The sequence below is a fragment of the Arachidicoccus rhizosphaerae genome (genome assembly GCF_900107765.1).
GTDB lineage: Bacteria > Bacteroidota > Bacteroidia > Chitinophagales > Chitinophagaceae > Arachidicoccus > Arachidicoccus rhizosphaerae.
The window spans coordinates 1-17,872 of the sequence record NZ_FNQY01000026.1 but is presented as its reverse complement, the minus strand read 5'-3'; the positions used below and the strand labels follow the sequence as shown (position 1 = coordinate 17,872).

At 43.1% G+C, this 17,872-nt stretch carries 18 protein-coding genes and 1 pseudogene; 11 read left to right on the top strand and 8 right to left on the bottom strand.

Annotation, left to right across the window (positions count from 1 at the left end):
- Positions 1 to 479: 479 nt before the first annotated feature.
- Complete coding sequence (locus tag BLU80_RS16370) at positions 480 to 1,121, top strand: response regulator (protein ID WP_091400623.1); 642 nt, start codon at positions 480 to 482, stop codon at positions 1,119 to 1,121.
- Between the two features lie 162 nt (positions 1,122 to 1,283).
- Here BLU80_RS16370 and thrC read toward each other — a convergent pair whose 3' ends face one another.
- The 5 genes from thrC to BLU80_RS16340 form a co-directional block, all read right to left on the bottom strand.
- Complete coding sequence (gene thrC / locus BLU80_RS16365) at positions 1,284 to 2,579, bottom strand: threonine synthase (protein ID WP_091400622.1); 1,296 nt, start codon at positions 2,577 to 2,579, stop codon at positions 1,284 to 1,286.
- A 42-nt stretch (positions 2,580 to 2,621) separates the two neighbouring features.
- On the bottom strand, positions 2,622 to 3,560 hold the full coding sequence (locus BLU80_RS16360; protein WP_091400620.1) for a homoserine kinase: 939 nt from the start codon (positions 3,558 to 3,560) through the stop codon (positions 2,622 to 2,624).
- A 32-nt stretch (positions 3,561 to 3,592) separates the two neighbouring features.
- On the bottom strand, positions 3,593 to 6,043 hold the full coding sequence (gene thrA / locus BLU80_RS16355) for a bifunctional aspartate kinase/homoserine dehydrogenase I (RefSeq protein ID WP_091400618.1): 2,451 nt from the start codon (positions 6,041 to 6,043) through the stop codon (positions 3,593 to 3,595).
- 505 nt (positions 6,044 to 6,548) lie between these two features.
- Positions 6,549 to 7,124: a TrmH family RNA methyltransferase gene (locus BLU80_RS16345; RefSeq protein WP_244518983.1), complete on the bottom strand. Its 576-nt coding sequence runs from the start codon at positions 7,122 to 7,124 to the stop codon at positions 6,549 to 6,551.
- An 88-nt stretch (positions 7,125 to 7,212) separates the two neighbouring features.
- Positions 7,213 to 7,794: a DUF3109 family protein gene (locus tag BLU80_RS16340; protein ID WP_091400612.1), complete on the bottom strand. Its 582-nt coding sequence runs from the start codon at positions 7,792 to 7,794 to the stop codon at positions 7,213 to 7,215.
- A gap of 147 nt (positions 7,795 to 7,941) precedes the next feature.
- Between BLU80_RS16340 and BLU80_RS16335 the strand changes: the two genes are divergently transcribed.
- Both BLU80_RS16335 and BLU80_RS16330 read left to right on the top strand, forming a co-directional pair.
- On the top strand, positions 7,942 to 8,523 hold the full coding sequence (locus BLU80_RS16335) for a UbiX family flavin prenyltransferase (RefSeq protein WP_091400609.1): 582 nt from the start codon (positions 7,942 to 7,944) through the stop codon (positions 8,521 to 8,523).
- A gap of 92 nt (positions 8,524 to 8,615) precedes the next feature.
- Positions 8,616 to 9,746: an alpha/beta hydrolase gene (locus BLU80_RS16330; protein ID WP_170831266.1), complete on the top strand. Its 1,131-nt coding sequence runs from the start codon at positions 8,616 to 8,618 to the stop codon at positions 9,744 to 9,746.
- 10 nt (positions 9,747 to 9,756) lie between these two features.
- Here BLU80_RS16330 and BLU80_RS16325 read toward each other — a convergent pair whose 3' ends face one another.
- Together BLU80_RS16325 and pncB are read right to left on the bottom strand one after the other, a co-directional pair.
- Positions 9,757 to 10,134: a hypothetical protein gene (locus BLU80_RS16325; RefSeq protein WP_139188182.1), complete on the bottom strand. Its 378-nt coding sequence runs from the start codon at positions 10,132 to 10,134 to the stop codon at positions 9,757 to 9,759.
- Between the two features lie 133 nt (positions 10,135 to 10,267).
- A complete protein-coding gene (pncB, locus tag BLU80_RS16320) occupies positions 10,268 to 11,467 on the bottom strand; it encodes a nicotinate phosphoribosyltransferase (RefSeq protein ID WP_091400604.1) in 1,200 nt (399 codons plus the stop codon).
- Positions 11,468 to 11,564: 97 nt separating this feature from the next.
- Between pncB and BLU80_RS16315 the strand changes: the two genes are divergently transcribed.
- Positions 11,565 to 12,059: a SixA phosphatase family protein gene (locus tag BLU80_RS16315; RefSeq protein WP_091400602.1), complete on the top strand. Its 495-nt coding sequence runs from the start codon at positions 11,565 to 11,567 to the stop codon at positions 12,057 to 12,059.
- Here the strand turns inward: BLU80_RS16315 and BLU80_RS16310 are convergent.
- A complete protein-coding gene (locus BLU80_RS16310; protein ID WP_091400601.1) occupies positions 12,037 to 13,188 on the bottom strand; it encodes a glycosyltransferase in 1,152 nt (383 codons plus the stop codon). The genes BLU80_RS16315 and BLU80_RS16310 overlap by 23 nt on opposite strands.
- A gap of 183 nt (positions 13,189 to 13,371) precedes the next feature.
- Here BLU80_RS16310 and BLU80_RS16305 point away from each other — a divergent pair, with 183 nt between their 5' ends.
- The 7 genes and pseudogenes from BLU80_RS16305 to BLU80_RS16275 all read left to right on the top strand — a co-directional run.
- Entirely contained in the window at positions 13,372 to 13,620 is a 249-nt protein-coding gene (locus BLU80_RS16305) for a hypothetical protein (RefSeq protein ID WP_091400599.1), read from the top strand.
- A 22-nt stretch (positions 13,621 to 13,642) separates the two neighbouring features.
- The gene (locus BLU80_RS16300) at positions 13,643 to 14,233 is read left to right on the top strand and encodes a pseudouridine synthase (RefSeq protein WP_091400596.1); all 591 of its coding nucleotides are present in this window, start codon (positions 13,643 to 13,645) and stop codon (positions 14,231 to 14,233) included.
- A 232-nt stretch (positions 14,234 to 14,465) separates the two neighbouring features.
- Positions 14,466 to 14,909 (top strand): 50S ribosomal protein L13, encoded by a 444-nt coding sequence (rplM, locus tag BLU80_RS16295; RefSeq protein WP_091400593.1) that lies wholly within the window; start codon positions 14,466 to 14,468, stop codon positions 14,907 to 14,909.
- Between the two features lie 52 nt (positions 14,910 to 14,961).
- Positions 14,962 to 15,351, top strand: coding sequence for a 30S ribosomal protein S9 (gene rpsI / locus BLU80_RS16290; protein ID WP_091400591.1), 390 nt, complete (start codon positions 14,962 to 14,964; stop codon positions 15,349 to 15,351).
- 93 nt (positions 15,352 to 15,444) lie between these two features.
- Positions 15,445 to 16,329 (top strand): 30S ribosomal protein S2, encoded by an 885-nt coding sequence (gene rpsB, locus BLU80_RS16285; RefSeq protein WP_091400589.1) that lies wholly within the window; start codon positions 15,445 to 15,447, stop codon positions 16,327 to 16,329.
- Positions 16,330 to 16,469: 140 nt separating this feature from the next.
- Complete coding sequence (tsf, locus tag BLU80_RS16280; protein WP_091400587.1) at positions 16,470 to 17,294, top strand: translation elongation factor Ts; 825 nt, start codon at positions 16,470 to 16,472, stop codon at positions 17,292 to 17,294.
- 311 nt (positions 17,295 to 17,605) lie between these two features.
- A pseudogene (locus BLU80_RS16275) lies at positions 17,606 to 17,872 on the top strand (hypothetical protein); the annotation flags it as partial.

Sequence of the window (17,872 nt, the reverse complement as noted above, 5' to 3'; positions counted from 1 at the left end):
TAATCGGGAGATATTTTCCGGTAAAAGCTTTCGGGATAACATAAGAAACCGGATCAAAGGAAAATCGAAATTCAAAAAAGGAGAAGCTAGGGGAGTAGTGCTTAAGAATTTTTTTTAACTTCTTTTAAAATATTAAATGGGAGTAACAGGAGCCGATTTAAAGATCAGCAGACTGTTCACGAAACATTGCCGTTATAGAATTCTAAAACCAACATGAATCAGTCAGTGACAGAAATGCAATAGTAAGTTGATGGACGGCGAGCATCTATATGATTGCGGCGGTTGTTCAAAATCTGTTCAGGTAGCCTGGTGAGTTGTCATTTTTAATTCAGGGGTTACTCACCACTACCGCTGAAAACCAAATTAAAAGACCAACTGTTTTTATGAGCATTCCTGAGTACCAGTAATGGTGTAGCGCTATAACGTGACTTAGGGATGAGAAACGGGTAGTTTTAATTAAATATTAATTGTAAAAGGTCATGTCATTCACGGTTTTAATTGCTGACGATCATTTTCCGGTACGGTTCGGACTGGAACTTTTGACGAAGGAAACACTAGGCACCAATACTAAGATCGACTTTGCGATCGATTTTAATGCAGTTTTGGAAAAAATAAATGAGCAGTCCTATGATTTACTGATTAGCGATATTATGATGCCAGGGATGGACTGTATGTCCATGATGACAGAAGCCTTAAGACTTCGGCCCGGGCTGAAAATACTCTTTGTAAGTGTAAATCCCAAAGAGATATTTGCATTACGGTACATGAATGCCGGTGCCTATGGATATGTTTGCAAGACGGATTCCGATGAAGAACTTAAAAAGGCCATCCGTAATATCTATTTAGGAAAAAGGTATTATCCTGAAGGAATCATGGACGGTAAAACGATGTTGGTAAAAGGGAAAAAGGTGAACAGTCTGTTTGATCTGTTGTCCCAGCGTGAATTTGCGGTGATGATGCAGCTTTTGGAGGGAAAAGGTATTATTGAAATTGCCAATACGTTATCGCTAAATCCCTCTACAGCCAGCACTTACAGAGGCCGTATTTTTGAAAAACTAAAAGTCCGGAGCCTGATTGAACTCTCTAATCTGGCAAGAGAGCATAATTTTTCACTGGATTAGTCCGGATCCTTTATGACGATTAATGCATTAAATAATAGACTGACGGCTCTCCCGGCAATTCTTTCGAAAAAATGTAAGCATCTATGGCAATAATAGAGAATGGATGCAGTTCCGAAAACCGGGCTGCATCCATTTTCTGTATTCAGACCTATCTGCAGGAGTTTATCTACCCAGCAGCCAGTTTTTAACGGAGTCAAAATCTGCCGCGAGCTTAACCGATACCTTATCCTGCGAATTTAATGCGGTAGCACCCTCAGGCAGTGGAATCTGTATGTCGAGTAAAGATTCGATCACATCCGGGAATTTAACGGGATGTGCCGTTTCCAGGATAAATCCTTTTTGGGAAGGATTTTGCTGCTGATAATCGGCCAGCGCCCGGTAAGCTACCGCGCCGTGCGGATCCAGTAAATAGCCCGTACCGCCGTATACTTCTTTAATAGTGGCTTTTGTCTGATCATCTGTGATGGAGACACTGCTGAACCGGGTCTTTAGCTTTTCTGCCTCACCTCCGAAAATTTCCAGGATACGACCGAAATTACTCGGGTTGCCTACATCCATGGCATTGGAGATGGTAGGGGTGGAGGCCTTAGGCTGATAATTGCCGGTCTGCATAAAGACAGGTACTGTATCGTTTACATTACAGGCGGCAATAAAATGCTGAACAGGTAATCCGCTGATATGGGCTAAAATGCCCGCGCAGATATTGCCGAAATTACCACTGGGAACGCAGATTACCGGTGGCTGCTGCTGTTGCCATTGCTGCAGGCCGTAAAAATAATAGAGCTGCTGCGGCAGCCAGCGACCTACGTTGATTGAATTAGCTGATGTCAGCTGATAGGCCTCTTTCAGGTCCTGGTCCATGAAGGCCTGTTTAACGATGGCCTGACAGTCATCAAAGCTCCCTTCAATCTCAAGTGCCGTGATATTCTTTCCACAGGTTGTCAGTTGCAGCTCCTGGATAGGACTTACTTTACCGGAAGGATACAGGATAATGACTTCTACGCCCTCTACGCCTAAAAAACCATTGGCGACTGCGCCACCGGTATCTCCGGACGTTGCTACGAGGATGGTCGTTTTTTTATTTTCATTTTTATGGAAATGACCCAGACAGCGGCTCATAAAGCGGGCTCCCACGTCTTTAAAGGCGTATGTTGGACCATGGAAGAGTTCCAGAGAAGCAATCTGGTCATTTATTTTTACTAACGGGAAATCAAAATTTACGGTTTCCGCTACGATACGTTTTAATTCCTGATCCGTCATATCTTCACCCACGTAGGGACGCATGACCGTATACCCTACTTCTTCTTTTGAGATGGTGGCCAGATTTTTAATAAAATCTGCCGGTAATTTAGGGAGTTCAGTTGGAAAATATAAACCTTTATCCGGTGCTTGTCCTTTCAGGACCGCCTCTTTGAAAGAGACATTTGGCGCCTGATGTTGTAAACTATAGTATTGCATTACGAATGTTTAATGTTGTTAAGTGAGCGTTGTTCGCCGCTGTTACCGCGATGAATTATTTAAAGGTTCAATTCTGACCCCTTCTTTATTAATCATAGATACATAGCTATGATAGTCGATGCCTAGGTTTTTGTAGGTTTCCTGCATAATACCTTCAATGGCTTGCGCCGTTTGTCTGGAGCTGCTAAGCATAAAAATTGACGGGCCCGAACCGGAAATACCGCCACCCAGTGCGCCTGCCTCCTTGCAACTTTTTTTCAGTTCCTGAAAACCGGGAATCAGGGTACTTCTGACCGGCTCGATAATATGATCTTCCAGGCTACGACCTATTAGTGGCAGGTCATTTTTGAGGATACCGGTAACCAGTCCTGCAATGTTACCCCATTGTTTGATGGCATTTTTCAATGGGACCTGTTGGCGCAGAATGGCCCGTGCGTCAGCAGTTCTGACTTCAATTTGCGGGTGAACGACACTGACATACAGATCCGGAGCGGCCAGTGGTATCACATCCAGGGGGGCGATACTTCTGATTAGTGTAATGCCGCCATAGATACAAGGGGCGACATTGTCTGCATGCTTAACACCGCTGGCCACTTTTTCCCCTGCCATGGCATACTGAATCTGCTGAACCTTGTCAAAGGGACTACCCAGTAAATAATTGGCTGCGGCCACAGCGCCGGCTGCGCTGGCTGCACTGGATCCTATTCCGCTACCCGGTTTAATTCTTTTATGGATGATGATCTCAAAGCCTACTTTCTGATCCAGGTCCTGCAGCATCTCCAGTAAAGGAGCACCTGCCGTATTCAGTGCCGGATCTTCGGGCAAAGGATAACCATCTGCACTTTTAATGATGATCTCAGCAGTGTCGAGCAGCCGGACTTCCATTTTATCGGCCGGAGAGTCCAGACAAAGTCCCAGGATATCAAAGCCGCAGACAAGGTTGGCCACGGTGCCCGGAGCGTATGCAATACATGCCTTCATTTATTGTATATTTTGTAAAATGAGCGTAAAAATTAATAAACCGTTTTAATAAGGTCTGCAAAAACACCGCTTGCCGTCACATCAGCACCGGCCCCGGCTCCTTTAATGACAAGGGGTTGATCCGGGTATCTTTTGGTGTAGAATAAAACGATATTGTCCTTACCATATAAATGATAAAAATCTGATTCCGGTGATACGGCCTCAAGGCCCACGCTTGCTTTTCCAGGCTCAAAGGTTGCCACATATTTAAGCTTACGGTTCTGTGCGGCTGCATCTTCATATAGTTTTTTGAAATGCTGCTCATGGACTTTTAATTGTCCGTAAAAATCTTCCACGCTTCCTTCAAAACAGGACGCAGGCAGAAAAGGCGTATTCTTGATATCCGCCATATTGAGCTCAAAACCGGATTCTCTGGCCAGAATCAGGATCTTACGCATCACATCCGTACCGCCCAAGTCCAGCCTGGGGTCGGGTTCCGTGTAACCGTCCTTCTGGGCGGTTCTGACCACTTGTTCAAAGCTTTCGGTTGCGTCATATTTGTTGAAGACAAAATTTAAGGTTCCGGAAAGTACTGCCTGTATTTTAAGTACCTCGTCACCACTTCTAAGCAGGTCATTTAATGTGCCGATTACCGGAAGTCCTGCGCCTACATTGGTTTCAAAGAAAAAGGGCGCATTGAATGCCTTGGAAAGTGTCTTGAGTTGCATATAATCCTCATAGGTAGAGGAACAGGCTATTTTATTACAAGCCACTACGGCAATACTTTTCTCCAGAAACTTTTTGTAGGTACCGGCTACTGCTGCGTTGGCCGTTACGTCTACCACGACTGCATTGCGGACATTTTTTTCAAGCACGGTCTGGGTAAAATGATGTAAATCATATTTATGACCTTCCTGCAGAGCTGATTCCCAATGGTCTAAGGATACACCGCCGTTATCTGAAAAGACCATTTTACGGCTATTGGCCAGACCGGCGATTCTGAGCTGGATATTCAGATTATGCAGCAGGTATTCTCTTTGCTGTTTTAATTGGGCGAGTAAGCGGGATCCGACATTACCCACGCCGATTATAAAGAGGTTGAGTTGTTTGTATACTTTCTCAAAAAAGGCCTCGTGCAAGACGTTGATCGCTTTTTTGACATCCTCAAATGAAATGACGGCAGAAATGTTTTTCTCGGAACTTCCCTGAGCAATGGCTCGTACATTAATGCCGTTTCTGCCTAATACAGAGAACATTTTACCACTGATGCCGGGGTGGCTTTTCATCTTGTCTCCAACAAGGGCCACAATGGAAAGGCTGCGCTCAATTTTTATCGGTTCTATTTTTCCTGAACTGATTTCACTTTGAAAGCTGATATCAAGTGCTTCTTTGGCCGCTTCCACATCTGCAACATCTACGGCAACGCAGATAGAGTGTTCGGAGGAGCTCTGGGTAATCAATATAACATTGATCTGAGCTGCAGCCAGCGTTTCAAATAAGGTTTTGGACGTTCCCGGGACGCCAACCATGCCACTGCCTTCAATGCTGAGTAAGGCAATCTCTGTCATAGAGGAGATACCGGTGACAATATCCTGGTCTAATTCATGAGTGGTGGGTTCATTGTCTATGAGTGTTCCGGCTGCTTCCGGTTCAAATGTGTTTTTGATTAAGATGGGAATACCGGCATTCATCGCTGGTATAATGGTGGGCGGATAGATGACCTTGGCGCCAAAATGAGAAAGCTCCATGGCTTCCTTAAATGAAATATGCGTAATGATCTTAGCACCGCTGACCCATCTTGGATCAGCTGTCATCATACCTGATACGTCCGTCCAGATTTCCAGCCGGGTCGCATTTACTGCAGCAGCAAATAATGCTGCTGTATAATCCGATCCGCCTCTTCCAAGGGTAGTGGTTTGTCCTTTTTTATTGCTGGCAATAAAGCCGGGAACGAGTATTATTTTTTCCTTAAACTCCGCAATTGTTTTGCTGATATTTTCCATCGTAGGCTCCATATGCACCTTTGCATTCGTGAATTTGGAATTAGTCAGGATGATGTTTCTGGCGTCAAGCCAGCGGTAGGATAAACTTAAGGAGGCAAAATAGGCGGCTATGATTTTACTGGAGAGCGTTTCTCCGAAGGCCAGAATGCGGTCTTTGGTCACCAGTGAGAATTCTCTTAAGCGAAAAATACTTTCAGCGATATCTTCCAGCTCGTTAAAATGCTGCATGACCATGCTCAGGCTGCTGCTCTGTCCTGTGATGGGAAGTAGGGACTTGACGACATTTAAATGACGTTCTCTTAGTTCATCTAAATGACCTTTATAATTTTCATCCCCGTCGGCGGCTTTCGTGCCCAGGGCAAGCAGTTCATTGGTCATGCCGCCCAGCGCAGAAACGACCACGACGACCTGGCTTGCCTCACTTGCCTGGACGATTTCCGCCACTTTACGGATATTATCCGCACTTGCAACGGAAGAACCTCCAAATTTTAAGACATACATAGAATAAATTTATTTTTGTTTAATGAGAGTTGCTTTGCATAACTTGATATCCTCGTAGAGCCCGGCATTAGCCTCTACAAAACAGCCTTAACGGCCCAGTGGATGATATATACAATGATTTACCCTTTACAGGGTAATAATAATCGTCCCGGTAGTGGAGGACACTACAGAAATGTAAGAGATGATATTTTGGGTACGATTATTCACTTATTTGTTAAATGTGGAGCTAAATTAGCCTACAATATTTAATAAAAAAAATATTTTTTCCAGAAAATTATAAAAGGCTTTGAAATTGAGTGCAAAAGTGATTTCTCTGCAAACGTTCGTTAGGCTTGCATTTGAGCCTCGTTCCTTGGATGGTATTGCGTTAAAGTTTGAGAGCAGATGTCCGGGCAAGGCAGGTACGCTTTTCATTCTTTGTTAAAGAAGGCGCAGTCATTTAAGATTCATTGATGATTTATTCCGGCAGACTTTCATGGCAGCCGGAAAAGCTATTCAGCGCATTTTACTTAGGATCCTGTATGGGAAGTTCCCACTGTTTTGCAACCTTCTGAATACGGGGGTCAGCCATAGATTTAGGGGCATAATGACCCTGGGCATTTTTTTGCCGGTAGGCTTCGTAGATGCAGATGGCACAGGCGACCGAAATATTAAGGGACTGTATAATACCCTGCTGCGGAATTAAAAAATTACCATCACAGTTTTCAAGCATTTCATCTGAAACGCCTTTTTTCTCATTACCAAAGACCAGGGCCAGTTTTTGAGTAAAATCTACATCGTACAAATTGACGGCTTTTTCATTAAGGGCAGTGGCCATCAGTGTAAATCCCTGACTGCGTATTGCCTTAACGCAGCTCTGGATGTTATCGTGATAATGGAGTGTCAGCCATTTCCAGGCGCTGCTGCTACTGCGGTAGCCGAGCCCGTCCCCGAATTTAGGATGGGGGGCAATGGTATGATTCAAAATATGTACTTCCTGAATCCCTGCAGATTCACAGGTACGCAAGACAGCGGCAATATTGTGCGGGTCCTGTACATTCTCAAAAATGACGGTTAAATCAAACTGTCTTTTAAGAAGCACGTTTTTTAATTTTTCTAATCTTTCAGGCGTCATTTTTGAATCAGGCGAACCTTAATACGGGCTTACCATTGTTTTTTAATAATGGGTTTTATGGTTGCATATGGGAAGCGGTTGCTTCCAGACTATCATAGAAGTCAGGACCATATTTGCGGATGATGGCTTCTTTTAAAAATTTATAAACCGGTACTTTCAGTTTTTTACCTAACACACAGGCTGCGTGACAGAGGTCTTCCCTGGGCACATAATTGACAAATTCCAAATCACTGTCCAGTTTGCTCTTTTCTGTTTTTATAGGGAAAAGATGACAGCTGACCGGTTTTTTCCAGCCTATTTTACCATCATTATAAGCCTGCTCGATGCCGCACTTTATAATTCCCTTTTCATCTCTATAGCCGTAGGCGCAAATCGCATTATTAATGGTAGGGGTTACCCAGCCAAAGTATTTGTCATAAACATATTTCCCCTGATTTTCAATCTCTTGAAGGCCTTCAGGTGTGAGATAGGGTTTGATGGCATCAAAATACTGCTGCAATTCTTCCAGTTCACTGTCCATCAGGGGCGCACCGGCATCCCCGTCCTCACAACAACCTCCTTTACACTTGCTTAGATCACAAACAAATTGCTCACTAAGGACATCATCACTGATTAATATATTATCAATTACAATCATATCAACAATTCTACTTAGGCAAAGGTACAGTTAAATGTGCTTTTTTAGCCGGAAGGCCCTTTAATTCCTGAAAAATTGGATAAATAACGCTGATTAAAACGACATGGACAATAATTTGCAACAGGTTGCCTAACTTGCACGATAATTATGAAGGACAAGAAAATCGCGCTCGCAATTACCGGAGCCAGTGGCTCTATCTATGCGAAACTCTTAATTGAAAGGTTGTTATCTTTAAAAAGCCAGTTTAAAGAGTTAGCTGTTGTAATGAGCAATAATGCCAAAACGGTTTGGGAAACAGAGCTCGGCAATACTGATTTTAACCAGTATCCGGTCCATTATTATGATAAATATGATTTTAATGCGCCTTTTGCCTCTGGATCTGCGAGGTTTACTGATTTAATCATTGCTCCCTGTAGTATGGGGACGCTGGGACGAATTGCCGCCGGTGTCAGTGATGACCTGGTTAGCCGGGCAGCGGATGTAATGCTTAAAGAACGCAGAAACCTGATATTGGGTGTTAGAGAAACCCCTTATAATCTTATCCATATCAGAAATATGGAAACGGTAACACTCGCCGGAGGCGTTATATGTCCGTTGACGCCTTCCTTTTATAGCAAACCGGAAAATCTGGAGCAGGTCGCTATGACTGTTGTAAACCGTCTTATTGATTTGATAGGGCTTGAGCAGGACTCTTTTAGATGGGGTCAGCAAAACCAAAGGGAGTTTTAATATCAATTGGCCAACAATTTGTTGCAGTAATTAATATGAAACAGGTTTATTCCATACAACTATTTATTTGTTTATTTTGTTTATCTTCATTTATGCCGATCAGACAAGCCCGACAGAACGTGATCTTTGAACTTCAGTTTACTGATAAGGCATTGCCCGGTACAAATGACAGCATTTTTTTAGCAGGAGATTTTAATGGCTGGCATACGGCAGATACGGCTTTTGCTTTTAAGAAAAACCGAAAAGGGATTTATGTTTTAAAAACAAAGCTATCGCCGGGGCAGCATGCGTTTAAAGTCGTCCGTGGAAGCTGGCAGACGGTGGAAACAGATAGAGAGGGCCAGGCGATCAATAACCGGATTCTGGATGTTGAAAAACTCAGTGGCCGCGGGGCCATACATCTGGAATTAAAGATAGCCGGCTGGGCTGACCATTTTGCCAGTGTGCCGGTCAAAAGCACGGCAGCCAGTAATGTGGATATACTGGACACGGCTTTTTTGATGCCTGAATTAAATAGACAAAGGCGGATATGGATTTATTTACCCAAAAATTATAAACAGGATACCTCTAGAGATTACCCTGTATTATATATGCAGGATGGGCAGAATGTTTTTGATGATGCCACGGCATTTTCCGGGGAATGGAGTGTCGATGAATATTTAAATAGTCTGCCGGATAGTAAGCAGTGCATTGTAATAGCCGTGGACAACGGCGGCAATGAACGGATGCTGGAATATAATCCTTTTAATAATAAGCAGTTTGGTAAGGGGGAAGGAAAGGCCTACGTCAGTTTTCTTGCCAGGACGCTTAAACCTTTTATAGATCAGCATTACCGGACAAAGCCGGAAGCCAGGTTTACAGCAATTGCAGGTAGCTCCATGGGAGGACTGATCAGTTATTATGCCGCAATTTCCTATCCCGGGGTTTTTGGCCGGGCTGGGATATTCTCTCCCTCTTTTTGGATTGCGCCGGAAATTTATGACTCGACCCGTACCGTATTGTCAAAACTAAATAATACCGCCTTTTATTTTTATGGGGGAGGCAAGGAAGGCGATAGTCTTCAGGGCCGTTTGGCGCAAATGACAAGTCTCTTAAAGCAGAATGCTTCCATTATAACAACGACAGATTTCAATGCGGAGGGTATGCATGAGGAAAAATACTGGCGGGCGTCTTTTAAGAACTTCTACGGGTGGCTAACAGAATTGCAGGCTCGTAATCCTTAGGCTGTAATTCTTAAAGTTGCTGTATCCGCTGAAAATATACCATTGAAAAAGTGCTGCTTTGCTGCTGGTATCTCTGGTAAAATGTCTGCGCCTTTGTAAGCAGATCTTTTTGACCGGTCTGCTGATATTGATAATAAAATAGATTAGCCAGAAAGTCAATTAATAGAAGGCTTCCCTGGGCGTCGTATTGATTGATGGCCTGCTCAAGGCCCGCATCATCAAGCGTCAGGAAATCTTCCTTGGATAAACCGGTCGCCGTATAAATCTGAAGGTCGATATCCGCCTGTGTAATGCCTAAATTGTTATCCGGAAAGGAACCAATGGCTTTATTTAAGAGGGCTGCCAGATCTTTTAACAACCGCATTAAAAAGTCTTTACTCTGAATCATCTTATTATACTATCAAGGCTTATGTAATTCTTTAGTGCGTTCCTTTGCAATTGCCGGATACGCGGGATCCGGACAAATGTAATAACAATTTGAATAACCCAAAGCATTCGGGTTATTTCGGTCGGATTGCCACTTAGGCCGGATTGGCCGGTATGTTCAGGATCTCCTGGGCCAGTTTTATCATTTTGGGATCTCCCGTGTATTTGCCTTTTTCATCAGAGAGCTTGATGGTAGCAATCGGCTGATCTTCACCTACTTGAACGGAAGATAGTTTGATGACAATATTCATGGGCTCCAGACCGACGTCATTGGTCAGATTGGTGCCGATGCCAAACGAGATGCCTATTCTGCCTTTAGTGGCATTTGCGATATGGGTGACTTTCTCCGGATTGAGGCCATCTGAAAATATGATGAATTTATACAGCGGGTTGATGCCCAGTTTCTGGTAATGCGCAATGGTTTTCTCCGCAAATTCAATGGGGTCACCTGAATCGTGGCGGACTCCATCAAAAAGCTTGGAGAGTTTTTTATTGAATTGCTGAAAGAAAATATCTGTTGTATAAGTATCCGAAAGCGCAACTCCCAGATCACCCTGAAAGACAGTGGCCCAGTTTTCCAGTCCCAGTCCTCCTGCCATTTTAAAGCCATAATAGGCGCCATGAAACATAAACCATTCATGGGCATGTGTGCCAATGGGCTTGACGCCGGTTATCCGGGCCAGATGAACATTGCTGGTGCCGATATAGCTGTTGCCATGGAACTTTTTTAGCGTCGCCGCAATCAGTTCGTGTACTTCGTAGGAATGCCTTCTTCTGGTCCCGAATTCTGCGACCGTTACCCCCAGTTCATTAAATAACCTGATTTTATCCGCCGTTCTGTCTTCTATTTGCTGGTCACAGATTCGTTGCTGTCCTGTCATTTTATAAAAAAGTTCGCTGATCAGAGACAGCAGGGGCACTTCCCAAAGAATGGTTCTAAACCAATACCCCTCAATAGTCACTTCCAGGTCTGTTCCCTGTTGCTCAATTTTTACCTCCTTTGGATGGTATTTGTATCCTGCCAGAAAATCAATATAAGCTGGGCTCAGATAAGGGCAGGTCTTGCGTAAATACTCCTTTTCGTCTTGCTGTAGTTTTAAATGGGCCATTTCATCCACGCACTGACGTAGCTGATCGGCAAATCCCGGGGGATAACGGTGCTGGCCTCTATTGATAAATTTGTAGGTAGCCTTAACATCTGCAAACAGACTTACCACTGCACATTGCATGGTAAATTTATAGAAATCGTTGTCTAGTATAGAGACCAGACGAACTAAGGGGGTTGGTTGTTCCATTAGCCAAACCTACGAAATAATTATAATTATTAATCGAAGCATTTGGGTGATTTATAGGCAAAATGTATATTTGTTTAGCAGTTTAAAGGCTAAATTAATGAAAGAATTACTTGTAATCCGCCATGCAAAAAGCAGCTGGCAGAACCCTTGGGAAGATGATTTTGACCGCCCATTAAATGATCGGGGCAAAAGGGACGCGCCTTTTATGGCTGCTGAAATACAAAAAAAAGGGGTGATGCTGGATGCGCTGATATCCAGTGACGCAAACAGGGCATTTTCCACCTGTGTATACTTTGGTCAGCAATTTCCCGGGGTACCCATTATCAAGGATTCAAGACTGTACCAGGCGAACGTAAAAAACTTTTTCGAGGTCATTCACTCCTTATCTGACGATTATCAGCGTGTCGCTTTGTTTTCCCATAATACAGGATTGACTGATTTTGTGAACCGGCTCACAAAGGTCCGTGTAGATATTGTTCCCACCTGTGGCATCTATGGTGTCAAGGCAGACATTGATCATTGGACGGCATTTAAAAATGGCAAGAAAGCCTTTTGGTTTTTTGATTATCCTAAAAACCACCTGATTCGATAAGCGGCTCCAGAATTTGCGCCAGATTTTCTTTTTCGATTGACGGAAGTTGATAGGTATAGTCTTCCGCCTGGTCGAACCGGGCTTTATAGTTTGGTTCGTCCTGGTTAAAACAAAACCCCCAATGCTGGTCCATGAGATGCTTAGCCAGGTACTCCTGTTCAGTCTGGCCGGGCGTCGGAATATAAATTCCTTTTTTCCCCAGCAATATCAGGTCCATCACCGTAGAATAGCCGGACCGGCAGATAATAAAATCCACTGATTTGATTAGCCGGCCTAAAAGTGCAGGGTCTGCATAATGAATCACTTTTAAGCCGTCGGGTCGCTGTTCGGCTTCAATAACGCCATCGGTCTTTTTCGCTTCAGCCGGCAATCCCCGGACGAGTATGGATTTTGCCTTAAGCTCTGCCGCCGCTTCCAGTAGTCTTTTTTCCAGAATGCTTCTTGCGGGCTCTGGACCTGATAATAAAAAAAGATATTTAAAGGAGGCCTCCGTGGCAGACTCATTATCCTGGACTACAGGGGTAGGTAGCGTTGTTTCTGTTAACCTGCTGAGCGGTCCGATGTAGTGAGCCTTGCATTTTTCAGGAAGCCGGGCAGGGTGGGAAAGTTTGCCCGCCAAATTTGGAGTACCCTTAAAATCCGGAATCCAGAGCTGGGAAAAGTGATTGATATAACGGTAGTTAATACGCTGAATCCAATTTTCAATCAAGGGTAAGGGGGCTGCAATGCGCAACTGATGGGTGATAAAAACTGAAGGGACGGACGGGTGATAAAATCCATACCGATTATCAGAAATAATGAGTTGAACGGGATAGGTCTTGATGATTTGGTTTACAAAGCGGCGTTCTTTTCTGATGGCCTTTAAGATTTTAGGAATCTGCAGGAATATTTTTAGAGAAAAAAAACGCTTTTTTTTCGAATAAGTAATGCCGTAGCCCGGTAATGGCACATAAATAGCATGAGGAAAATGTCTTTGAAGTATTTTTTCTGAAGCACTTTGAGGCTGGACAGCAATGATTAATTGCGCGTTTGTATTGTTAAGGTGTGTTAAAATCGGGATGGAGCGAGTCGTATGACCCAGGCCCCAATCCAGGGCAGAGAATAAAATGATGTGGTGATTTTCTCCCAAAAACTTATTTTTTTAATAATTTTGCCTTGGATGGCTTTGAAAACATCGGATCTGCAACAAAAATAAAAGGTTTTATTGAGACCTTAAAGGAAGAGGACGTAAATTTAGCCATTTGTGAGGAGCTTCATGATGAAAGCGGATATTGAAGCAGGCGGGTGATATGGCCAATAAGAATAGTAAAGCATGAAAGGGTATAACAACAGAGATTTAATTATTCTATCCAGATTTATGGATACGGATACTGCTGCTTTTGAGCAGCAGGTGCGCTCTATTCATGAAATGCTCTATCTGGTGGAAGGTACGGAGCAATTTTGCCAGGCACACGAGGTCATTGACCTGAACCATTACCGTATATTGCAGAAAAGTTACCTGGTCAGAAAAATAATCAGCGATCCTATTAAGCCTTTTGTCTTCCTTTTCAACAAGAATTAATCATTATTAATCCTATCCTCCTTTGCCCAGGTACCGGTACTTTGTCGTTTATAAACCTTATCAGACCTTGTCCCAGTTTTCTGAAGAACCGGGTAAAAAAACGCTGAAAGACTGGTTTATCGTTCCTAAAGACGTTTATCCTGTAGGTCGGCTGGATTATGACAGCGAAGGGCTATTGCTGCTGACCAGTGATCCTTCTTTTAATCTGGCCTTATTGCATCCAAAAAATGCACACAGCAGGACCTATTATGCCCAGGTGGATGGCCATGTGCCAGATGAGGCTATTAAAAAGCTTACAACTGGCGTGGTCATCCAGGTCAACGGAAAAGCCCATACAGGTAAAGCCGCCGACGCACAGTTACTGGAAGAAGAGCCGCTGCTGCCACAAAGAGTGCCACCCATCAGATTCAGAAAAACGGTGCCGGCGCCCTGGATTTCCATTACCCTGACAGAAGGCAAAAACCGGCAGGTCAGAAAAATGTGTGCTGCAGTAGGGGCTCCCGTACTCAGGCTGGTCAGATTGCAGATGGAGGATTTACATGTTCACGGATGGACATCCGGCCAGATAAAGGAATTTACCAGAGAGCAGTTGACCCGTTTATTACATATTTAACCGCTCAACGGCTGATTTTGCCTGAATTTTTGCCAAAGAATGCTGTATTTACTTGATTTTTGAGGGTGGTTTTTAAAATTGCATCAAAATAATTATTGAAAATCAATAAATTAAAAGAGTTGCCTGTAAAGAAAAGACTAAAATGCTTGTTATAACCAAAAACTAAACGCAACTTTGCACCCTAATTCATAAAAAAGCGACGGGATAGCGTCGCAAATAAAACATTTTAACAATGAGTAAACTACATTTTACAACCAAGCACGCGAATGCGGCTACCGTTCAACGCCAATGGCATATTGTGGATGGTACTAATCAAACCGTGGGTCGTATCAGCGCTAAGATTGCAGCCATTCTGCGTGGCAAGCACAAAGCTTCTTATACTCCACACGTAGACACTGGTGATTACGTAATCATCATCAACGCTGATAAAGTTACTTTTAGCGGTAACAAGTTGGATCAGAAGACTTATATCAATTTCTCCGGTTACCCGGGTGGTAAGAAAGAAGAAGTTGCTAAAGATCTTTTAAAGCGTCGTCCTGAAGTCGTTCTGGAAAGAGCTATCAAGGGGATGTTGCCTAAAAACAAATTAGGTCGCAAAATGATCAAAAAATTATTTGTTTATGCAGGTGAAACACATCCACACACTGCTCAGCAACCTAAAGAACTGAAATTCTAATTAAACTTAAACAATCTTACAAAGGTTTTCTTTTGTAAATAACTAATAATCAATGGAAAAGCAAAAAATAGCCGTAGGACGTCGTAAAGAAGCCGTGACTCGCGTATTTATCAGCCGCGGAAATGGTAAAATTACCATCAACGACAAGGACTATAAAGAATATTTTACTTTGGCTTACTTACAGAACCAGGTAGAAGTGCCTTTGAAAACTGTAGAAGGAAGCGATAAATTTGACGTTAAAATCAATGCAACCGGTGGTGGTGTTAAAGGCCAGGCAGAAGCTGCTAAATTAGGTATTGCACGCGCACTGATTGAAATCGATCCTGAATTCCGTCCCGCACTTAAAGCTGCTGGTCTGCTGACCCGTAATGCGAAAAGTGTTGAACGTAAGAAATTTGGTCACAAAAAAGCACGTCGCAGCTTCCAGTTCAGCAAACGTTAATACGAGATTATTTTCACAGTTTGCTACACGGTGGCAAACTGTGGAATTTCTTTTTAGAAAATATCATTTTAACCATACTATAATTTTAAATAAATGGAAACAAATACTTCTCTACAGCAGCAACTGCTTGAGGCCGGTGTACACTTTGGTCACCTCAGGAAGAAGTGGAACCCAAAAATGTTACCTTACATTTTTGCTGAGAAAAAAGGCATTCACATCATTGATCTGAACAAAACTGTGGATCATCTGCAAGAAACTGCAGCTGCTATGAAGCAGATCGCTAAAAGCGGTAAAAAGATCATGTTCGTTGCTACTAAAAAACAAGCAAAAGAAATCGTATCTGATTGCGCTAAGAGAGTAAATATGCCTTTCGCTACTGAACGTTGGCTGGGTGGTATGTTGACTAACTTCAACACTGTCCGTAAGAGCGTTAAGAAAATGCAGAGCATTGAAAAGCTGTTAAGCGACGCAAATGCTGATAGCCTGACAAAGAAAGAAAAATTAACCCTGGCTCGCGATAAAGATAAAATGGAAAAAGTATTAGGCGGTATTGCTCAGATGAGCCGTCTGCCAGCAGCTTTATTCCTGGTTGATATCGGACATGAGCATATTGCACTGGCTGAAGCTAAACGTTTAGGTATTACTACTTTTGGTATGGTTGATACTAACTGTGATCCTAATAAAGTTGATTTCGCTATTCCGGCAAATGATGATGCTACTAAATCAGTCGCTATTATCACCAACTACATCACTGCTGCAATCGCAGAAGGTCTGGCTGAACGTCAGGCTGCTAAAGATGAAGAGGAAGAAGAAGTAGACAACGAAAATGAAACAAGAGCAGCCAGACTGCAAGCTGAAGCAGAAGCTGAAGGCGGCAGCCAAGGTGGCGGACGTGGTCGTCAGGGCGAAGGAGCTCCTAAACGCCGTGCACCTCAGGGTGGCGGTACCCGCAAACCACAGGCAGGCGGAAAAAGATAATACCTTCCTTTGATAAAAGAAAGCGTTATTTTCAAATAAGTCAATCAAGAAGCCTGTAAATACCTTTTGCAGGCTTCTTATTTAAACCTATCAGTTAGGTTTTTATATAATCATATTAAAATATTTGGAGGACATAAACAATGGCAGCGATTACTGCACAGGATATTAATAAGTTACGCCAGGCCACAGGTGCCGGTATGATGGATTGTCGTAAGGCTTTAACTGAAACAAACGGTGATTTTGAAGCCGCTATCGACTGGTTACGCAAACAAGGTCAGAAAGTGGCCGCCAAACGCAGCGACAGAGAAGCTAAAGAAGGTGTTGTTATTGCAAAAACCAATAGCGATAATACCAAAGGTTATATCGTAAACATTTCTTGCGAAACGGACTTCGTTTCCAAAAATGCAGACTTTGTAGCTTTTGCTGAATCTATTGCCAATGCTGCGGTAGAAAACAATGTAGCTTCTGTTGAAGCATTAAATGAAGTTACTGTTGGTGCTGCTAAAGTTGCAGATCTGATTAATGATAAATTAGCCGCCATTGGCGAAAAGATCGGCATCGCTAATTTTGAAGTAGTTGAAGCTCCTTTTGTTGCTTCTTATATCCACGGTGCCAACAGAATTGGAGTACTGGTTGGATTTAACAAAGATGCCGGTGAGGCAGGCAAAGATGTTGCCATGCAGATTGCAGCATTAAACCCACTGGCTGTTGATCCGGAAAGCATCTCTAAAGAAACAGTGGACAGAGAAAGAGCTGTCATCATTGATACCATGAAAGCTGATCCGAAAATGGAAGGTAAACCTGAAGAAATGATCGCTAAAATCGCTGAAGGTAAACTGAACGCATTTTTCAAGGAAAATACTTTATTAGCACAGCCATTTGTAAAAGATGGCAGCAAAACAGTAGCAGCTTATTTAGGTAATGACCTGAAAGTAACCGAATTTAAACGTGTTGCTTTAGGTTAATCCAGGCAAATGAATAGATGACTTGGGATTTTTATAATTCCAGGTTGATTTATTGAATGATACTGTAAGCGGTTCTCATTTTTGAGGCCGCTTTTTTAATGGGCGTAACCAGGCATTGTGGCTATGGTGTGCTTTACGGGTTGCTTAAATCTGGTTTTGGTAAATACTAAACGAAACGATAAAGGGTTTTGATTACTTATGGTTGCTTTCTGAAAATTCTTTATCTTTAAATTAGAGTCTGCTGAACAACTGCCAAATTATATGTAAATTGAGGTTTCAGTGGATTTTTCATTAAAAAAGTGCAAGGTTTTATGCGTGGAAGTTATAAAAAGCGTGCACCATCTCCGGTTTATAGCAGTCCCAACCAGCTAAGTTTCGAGGGTTTTGAGACCCCATTCGAGCAGCAGCTGGACTTGAATAACCGGTGGGTTTTCCTTGCCAGGAATATTCCCTGGGACCGGATCGTTGGTGTATACGATAAAGTATTCAGCTCTGCGGAAGGGAGAAAACCTCTCAGTGGGCGACTCGTCCTTGGCAGTCTAATGATCAAACATCTCTGTAAGTTATCAGACAGGGAG